This is a genomic window from Marinobacter antarcticus (assembly GCF_011049865.1).
In the GTDB taxonomy this organism is placed as follows: domain Bacteria; phylum Pseudomonadota; class Gammaproteobacteria; order Pseudomonadales; family Oleiphilaceae; genus Marinobacter; species Marinobacter antarcticus_A.
This window is the reverse complement of record NZ_DRGY01000077.1, coordinates 122,808-130,204: the sequence shown is the minus strand read 5'-3', so window position 1 is coordinate 130,204 and position 7,397 is coordinate 122,808. Positions and strand designations below refer to the sequence as shown.

Sequence of the window (7,397 nt, the reverse complement as noted above, 5' to 3'; positions counted from 1 at the left end):
TGGAAAACGGGTTGAAACTGGCAAGAAGCTGGGGTGATGGCAAGTCAGGCATCTACACGTCAACATACCGCCTAAAAGGCTTTCTACCCGTTCGTTCTGTTGAGCTCGTTGGCAGCAGTTACCGAAAAATACGGTCTACCAGAACGGAATACAATACGTTCTCAACAGCCAGTGATACCCCGGCAGTCGCCATTGGCCAGTTGGGAAAGCTGATGGATAAAGTCCCTTGGGGCGAAGCCATCTTCAATGATCTGCGAGCCGATTCAAGAGAGGTGACCGAACTCCAGGCATTAGCGCGCAACAAGCAGTGGTTAGTCAGGGTGGCAGCCAAAGATACCGCCTGGAAAATTCGCACAGACGATTCTTTTGGTGACTATCTGAAAGCCCGTGGGCGAAACACGCGGCTTCGCCTCTATAACCGACGCTCCGTACTGGAATCCCTGGGCAGTATTTCCCAGGTAAATGTTTACGACAGCGACCAGGATCCGAGAGTATTTTTTGGCTACCTGAACGACTTCCACAAGAGGCGTTGGGGAAAACCGGTTTACGGCGAAAAGGCTCTGGCTTTTAATACCGCTTTTCTGAAACGAGTTATCAGCGAGGGCGGCGAGCCCCAACTTCTGGCTTTGAAAAGTGACGGTAAACTGATATCCGTGCTTTATAACGTTAAATATCAAGGGTGTGTCTATAACCTTCAAAGTGGTTTTGAAGAGAATTTCCACCCCAAGCTTGCCATCGGCACCTTGCATCTGGGTTACGCTATTGAAAGGGCTTTTCAGGAAGAGGGCACCCGCAGCTTCGACATGCTGGCCGGTTCGGGCAAAAATGAAAACTACAAACAACGCCTGGCAACAGAGAGCGAGCCATTGGTTTCGCTTATGCTGGTAAAACATCCTGTTCTGAAACTGCTATACCGATTGAAAGACCGACAATGACTATCGGCGTGACACCCGCTCTTTGGCGTACTCAAGCCAACTACAATACTGCTTGAAGTGAGCCAGATTATCGGGGAAGCTGAATCGCTTCAACGCATAAAGGTTGTTATTTGCTCTTGTAAGATGAACGTAGCCAGGGTCTGCCGACAGCGCCCCGATTAAACCTGCCTGTTTCACGAGCTCCTGTTCTCTGGTGCCGAAATCAATACCCTCCCGGCCGCTCGGATAACAAAAAACTGGCACCGGATTGGCCATATTGGCTTGCAATGCTCGCCAACTACCGACGATTTCATCCTTTGCCTCTTCCAGGCTGACCTGAGCGAGAATCGGATGCCGCTGGGTGTGTGGCCCAAACTCAATGTAGCGCGACTCAAGGCTGCGGGCCTGCTCCCAGGCAATGGGTTGATACTCGTCAGGGGCGTCGACGGGAAGCGTTACTTCAAGGCGTTCGGCGAGATGTTTAACGGCCGCTTCTGCGGACTGATTCGGCAGGCGTTTGTTGATGTTCCGCAGGGTTCTTACCAGATCCCGCTTATCCTCGGAGTGTGCGAACACCACTGGCCTGGCGCCGCCGCCGAGATCGAGTTCCAGGCTTTGGTGAACCGTGTGCTTGAACACATATTCGAGTTTGTAGTCCCAGGACCAGTAACGTTGATCCTGCATATCCGTGGCCAAAAACAATGTAACCGGAGCCTGATAGCTTTCGAATACCGGCAGTGCGGTTTTAGCTTGATCGTAAAAACCATCATCAAGGGTAAAGGCCACCGCTTTCGGGGGCAGTGATTCGCCGCTAATCAGGGCCTCTACAACCTGGCGCACAGATACTACCGTATAGTCATGTCGTTTGAGGTACGTAAGCGCGGCTTCAAGATGAGCCTGCGAGTGGCCCCTGATGCCCCGGGATTCATCAGCGAACCGGTGCAACAGAAAAACCGGGACAACGTTCTTTCGAAGCGGCTGCATCAGTTTGGAAACCGGCGCACTTGTTAGAAGGTCAATCGCAGCTTGGGATAACATCATTATTTAACCAGTGCCCTTATGTACTGCTTGAATTCCAGCCAGGCCGGCATCAGATCGTGCAAACGGTTAACTTCGTGCTTTTGATGACGAAGTCTAATAGAGAGAAAGCTTACGACCCGCATAAATTTTTTCATCCAGGACTGCCGCCCCTTCAGATACAGGTAAAGACCATCAACATCACCCAAAACCCAGCGCAATCGCTGATCAACGCGGTAATCGTTCGTGCTGGCGACGGGTTGCCCGAGCTGAGCTTTAGCGAGCATCAGGGGGAAATCCACGCCGGAATCCACTGCCAGTTGCAAAGACCCCCAGAAGCGCGTGTTGACCTCCATAAGATAGGGTTTACCTTCCGGGGTAATGCGGAACTCGACCATGGCCACCCCATGCCAGTTGACTGAATCCAGCAGCTTCCGGGCACTTGTTTGCAGTTCCTGATCAACCGGCACGCTCCGGCTTAAAACGCTAACGCCCCCCTCGGGAGGCTTTTCACGGAGACGCTCGTGGGCAAAGAATTGCGCCGCCCTTCCGTTGTTGTACAGGCAAAAAATGCCGCCGCCGTGACCGGGTATAAAAGACTGTAGCATAAAGGGGGTTGTTCTGAGATAGGGGGAACGTTCCAACGCCTGCTGCAGTCCGGCCTCATCGTGAATGATTTTCACGTGGGTATGTATCCAGTCATTCCCGGTAAAAATGTGCGACAACGCAGGTTTGAGTACGCAAGGATAGCTGACGGCAGCGCCCACAAGCTCCGCCGAATTTTTGAACATCTGGCTGTCAGGCACCGGAATATTTAGGCTTTTGGCAAGCTCTACGAGGGAAATCTTGTCAGATAACGCCATGACCGTTTCGTAAGGCGCAAACGGAAGTTCGATTGCCGGTAGCTCATCTTTGCAAGAAAGCAGCAGTTGGCTGGTCACCTCGGTGGTAGGCATCACAAGATCAAAGTGTTGGCGGGCAGTGACATCCTTCGCCCAGGTAATAAAATCGCGCGGCTGCTGGCTTGGGTCCGGATGCTGCAGATAAACTTTGCTGTAGCGGGAGGCGCCCGCTAACGCCTGAGCCGTGGCATCAGCCGTAGTAATCGAGAATTGACCGGATTTGCCCAAGGAACGAGTAACCGCAAGAGCACTACGCTGGTTGGCATCCAGAACCAGCACGCTAAGCAGATTGGAATCCATTCACTACCTCTCGGAAATACAGGTTATCGAATCTAACAAATCCGTGTAGAAACAGCAGTGGCTCCACATTAGAGCGTAGGTTAACATAGAACGAATATCGAGAACGGATCAATGGAATGGCCAAACGTGAAATGACTCCCACCGTATTGCACGTAATCGACACGACGGGGCCGGGCGGGGCAGAAACGGTTTTTCTGGCACTGGCGGAAGGCTGCATTAAACAGGGCTACCGGAGTATAGCGTTGATTCGAGGGCCGGGCTGGGTAGAGCAACAGCTTAAAGCGCGCTCTATTCCTTATTACATCCGTGACTGCAAAGGCTCGCTGAACCTCAAGTTTCTTTCAGAGATGTTTTCCATTATCCGAAAGGAAAAAGTGACACATATTCAGTCCCATCTGCTTGGTTCCAACGTTTATACGTCTATTATTGGGCTCTTTACCAGGCTTCCCGTTACTGCCACGTTTCATGGCCATGTGGATATCTCTCCTGACGAACGTTTTCGCAATGCAAAACTGGCGCTTATAAAAATGGGTGCCAGGCATGTGGTGTCTGTAACGGAAGACCTTAAAAATACCATTAATCACACCACTGGTTCGTACTGCCGGCTTCATCCCACCGTTATCCCCAACGGCATTGATTTGAGTGAATTGGAAAAGCTTCCCGTTCATGGATTAAGACAGTCCGATAAGCCGTTAGTCATGGGATGTCTGGGGAATGTACGACCTGCAAAAAACTATCCCCTTGCCATTGAGTTTATTCGGCTTTTGAAAAGCAAACGTATCAATGTCAGGCTTCTAATCGCCGGGGATGATACCAAGAGCGGTGCCATCGAGCTTAAACAGAAGGTAAAGGAGTGGGGCCTTGAGGAAAACGTTGAGTTCCTTGGGTTTATCGATGACGTGCCTGGTTTTTTTGGGTCCATCGATGTGTTTCTGATGACATCTTCATCAGAGGGGCATCCACTGGCGTTGACCCAGGCCCTGGCAGCAGCCAAGCCGATACTCTCTACCCGCAATGGAGTGGAGCGAGTGGTGCCTGAGCACTTGTTGTTCCTGGCCAACGAGCATTCCGCCGAATCGCTGTTTACAGCGGTGGAGATACTTCTACTGAGCGCGAAGAGCGCAGAGGGTTCAGATCGCCTTGTTGAAGGTCGAAAGTTCGTAAAGGATAATTACAGCGAGGATGTAATGCGCCAGCGGTACAGCAATCTCTATGAACTTGGGGCGGCATAATGTTCCGTGAATACATCATGAACAAATTCGGCAGTAAAAAGGGCCTGTTGCGGTATTTACGAGACGGGATCTCTTGTCGGATTGGCCTTTTTCGGCGTTATACTCAATGGGAAACGCCACCCGAACGGCTCGTATTCGTATGCCAGGGAAACATCTGCCGAAGCGCGCTTGCGGAATGGGTTTTCAAAAGCCATTCAAATATAGAAGCTATATCACTGGGCCTGAACACAAACACCGGAAAAGGTGCAAACCCCCGGCTGTTAAAAATTGCGTACGAAAGAAAAAACATAGACCTGTCATCCCACAAAACGATGAGCGTAAAAGACTACGTGCCCGGGGCCGGCGATGTTTTCGTGTGTATGGAAGCCAGTCATATAAAAGCCATTGAAAGCCTCGGGTATAGCGGGCCTTTCCTGCTTCTGGGATCCTTCGGCAAAAAGAAAACGTACCGCATTCACGATCCCTATTCTGCCAACGACACATTCATGGGTAAAACCATTGATGACATCGTTTACCATACTGTTGAACTGGCAAAAAGCCTAAAGAGGTAACCGGTGCTTTCTGTACTCAAAAAAGATCTAAAAACATTTCGACAGGATTTGAAAGGGCAGGACTCAATCTTTTATCTTGGGTTGGCCTTTATAGTTTTGTATTACTTGCGCCCCCAAGTCATAATTCCTGGACTTGAAGTTATACCCTGGATGGAGATTACTATTCTATTGGGTTTTTTGGCCATGATCAGTAATGGCCGGCTTAAAGTTACAGGCACTCATTTTCTGGTTTTCCTGTTTGCAACGCTGGCCGTGTTATCGGGTTTGAACTCGCTTTACCCAAGCATTTCCTCCAAGTATCTGACCACACCTTTTATATTTGCTCTTGAAGTTTTATTCCTGTCGAACTGTGTGAAAAACGTAAAGCAACTACAACTGTTGTTGGTCGTTTTCTTCTTGTGCATTTTCAAAATGTCTTTATTTGGCGCACGTACCTGGATCAGCCGTGGTTTTGGTTTTGCGGCTTGGGGTATACAGGGCCCCGCTGGCTTTTTTCAGAATAGCGGTGAGTTCAGCTTGCTGATGGCAATGTGTGCGGTTTTGTCGATTCCACTGATCCTGTACATGAAGTCAAAAACGAAATTGTACTGGTTATTCCCAATAACGGCGATTATGACCGTTATGGCCGCAAGCTCCAGGGGAGGGCAACTCGCTCTGCTCGTAGGCTTAATTTATTTACTACTGGCGTACAAGAAGATTCGCTTCAAAAATTTGGTGTATGTCGCTGTTTTCGCATCGTTCGTTTGGGCTATCGTCCCGGACGCGCAAAAAGCTCGCTTTGAAACAGCAGGCTCTGACCAGACTTCCGAAACGCGACTCGAGTATTGGTCGGCTGGGATTGATATTGCCAAAGAGTATCCAATGTTGGGTGTGGGGCTCAAAACGTTTCCGGAACATTATGACAGGTTCTACAAGGTTAAAGGTGGCGGCTATCTATCGAACAGAAAAGAGGTCGCCCACAATTCCCTAATCGAGGTGGTTTCCACGCTTGGAGTACCTGCTCTCGTTCTATATCTATGGTTCCATTTTTCGATATTTTCCAGCAGGTCGCTGTTGAAAAAGCACAAAGACCCAGGACAGGATTTAGTGTTCCTGGATAGCTTCAGGATCTCTCTAAACGGGGCAGTTCTGACTTATTTTGTGGGTGCGTTTTTCATGTCAGTCACGTTCTATCCTTACATTTATTTCTTGTTGGGTTTAGCGATAGCAAGAGTTAGGATTTTCAGGGAAAAAGAACGCGAAAATAGCGTAGAAAACGTAAATTTGATACCTAAACCATATATTTAAGACGAACTACTTCGTGAAATTGCGAGAGATTTTCTATCAGTTAGCTACCAAACGTATCTTTTATTTTGGTCATAGATTTAAGAAGTTCATTAAATTTAAAAAAATCGAGGTGCTGCGTGAGGCTGCTGTTTGTAGGTGATATAAATTTGGGTGAGTACTATTTAACATTTGGACATGGTCCCCGAACCACTCTGGAGACAGTGGATATCTTTGAGGATTTACGAGATATTTTCAAAGGAGCCGACGTTATTGCTGGAAATCTTGAAGCGTCACTAACAAATAACAAATTAGACATCAACAACCCTGAACGAGTGGTATTAAGAGGGGATCCAAAAAAAGCAGAATACCTCCGAAGTAGTGGATTTAATGTGCTTCAAGTCGCTAATAACCATACTGTCCAACACGGTAGGGAAGGGTTCGACGAGACAGTAGAAGCTTTGAGGCAATCAAAGATACTTCCGGTTGGATTGGCAGGCCAAGAGATGGAGGTTATCAACGTTGGGGGGGAAACTGTTGGCTTTTACGCAGCTTCTGACGTGCCAGACAATACAAACAAAAAGCAATTGAGCTACCAAAAGCTTGACAGTCATTTAATAGAGAGAATAAAAAAGTCGGTTGCCAAAGTAGATTATCTATTCGTTATGTTTCATTGGGGGTTAGAAGAATCTACGGTCCCGATGGACTACCAATTAGCCTTGATAGACGAATTAGTGGAAGCTGGAGTTACTGGTATTATTGGAAGTCATCCCCATCTTTTTTATGAGGTTTGGAAACAAGGGAATTCTATAGTTGCACCTTCTCTCGGGAATTTCGTATTTGATCTTTGCTGGGATCACCGTCTCTTAAAAACTGGAATTTTAGATATTGTAATTGATGGAAATGGCTTGCAAGCGAAAGTTTGGCCGGTCGAGATTACTCAGGATGGTGCTGTTCCAAGGTCGGTGGGAGTTGTTCAGAACGTTGATGATTCTTTGAAGCTCTATGATTTGGGTCCCAGTATGGAAAAACAGGCTATCCGTAAAATAAATTACTTTATAAGAAATTTTTTTAGAGGTCAGGTTAAATTAAAAGCTAAATTTATACTTCATAAGGCAATAAATAATTTATCGGTAATGATAAAACGTTAATTTTTGATACGAATTAGTATAATGAAAACGTCTTTTATAAAGGCGATCGTTTTGGCGTGCTGGGGGC

The 7,397-nt window shown here is 47.8% G+C and carries 7 protein-coding genes; 5 read left to right on the top strand and 2 right to left on the bottom strand.

What is annotated here, in order from left to right; all coding sequences use genetic code 11:
- Positions 1-935: GNAT family N-acetyltransferase (locus ENI00_RS10160; RefSeq protein ID WP_304101695.1), on the top strand; the 935-nt coding region annotated here is incomplete at its 5' end.
- Here the strand turns inward: ENI00_RS10160 and ENI00_RS10155 are convergent.
- Entirely contained in the window at positions 936-1,955 is a 1,020-nt protein-coding gene (locus ENI00_RS10155; RefSeq protein ID WP_304101694.1) for a polysaccharide deacetylase family protein, read from the bottom strand.
- On the bottom strand, positions 1,955-3,133 hold the full coding sequence (locus ENI00_RS10150) for an ATP-grasp domain-containing protein (protein WP_304101693.1): 1,179 nt from the start codon (positions 3,131-3,133) through the stop codon (positions 1,955-1,957). The genes ENI00_RS10155 and ENI00_RS10150 overlap by 1 nt, the downstream gene beginning before the upstream one ends.
- A gap of 116 nt (positions 3,134-3,249) precedes the next feature.
- Here ENI00_RS10150 and ENI00_RS10145 point away from each other — a divergent pair, with 116 nt between their 5' ends.
- The 4 genes from ENI00_RS10145 (at position 3,250) to ENI00_RS10130 (ending at position 7,330) form a co-directional block, all read left to right on the top strand.
- Complete coding sequence (locus ENI00_RS10145) at positions 3,250-4,365, top strand: glycosyltransferase family 4 protein (protein WP_304101692.1); 1,116 nt, start codon at positions 3,250-3,252, stop codon at positions 4,363-4,365.
- A complete protein-coding gene (locus ENI00_RS10140; RefSeq protein ID WP_349740411.1) occupies positions 4,365-4,916 on the top strand; it encodes a low molecular weight phosphatase family protein in 552 nt (183 codons plus the stop codon). The genes ENI00_RS10145 and ENI00_RS10140 overlap by 1 nt, the downstream gene beginning before the upstream one ends.
- A 3-nt stretch (positions 4,917-4,919) precedes the next feature.
- The gene (locus ENI00_RS10135; protein WP_304101690.1) at positions 4,920-6,203 is read left to right on the top strand and encodes an O-antigen ligase family protein; all 1,284 of its coding nucleotides are present in this window, start codon (positions 4,920-4,922) and stop codon (positions 6,201-6,203) included.
- Positions 6,204-6,319: 116 nt separating this feature from the next.
- Positions 6,320-7,330, top strand: a complete 1,011-nt coding sequence (locus tag ENI00_RS10130; protein ID WP_304101689.1) for a CapA family protein — start codon at positions 6,320-6,322, stop codon at positions 7,328-7,330.
- The last annotated feature ends 67 nt before the right edge of the window (positions 7,331-7,397 follow it).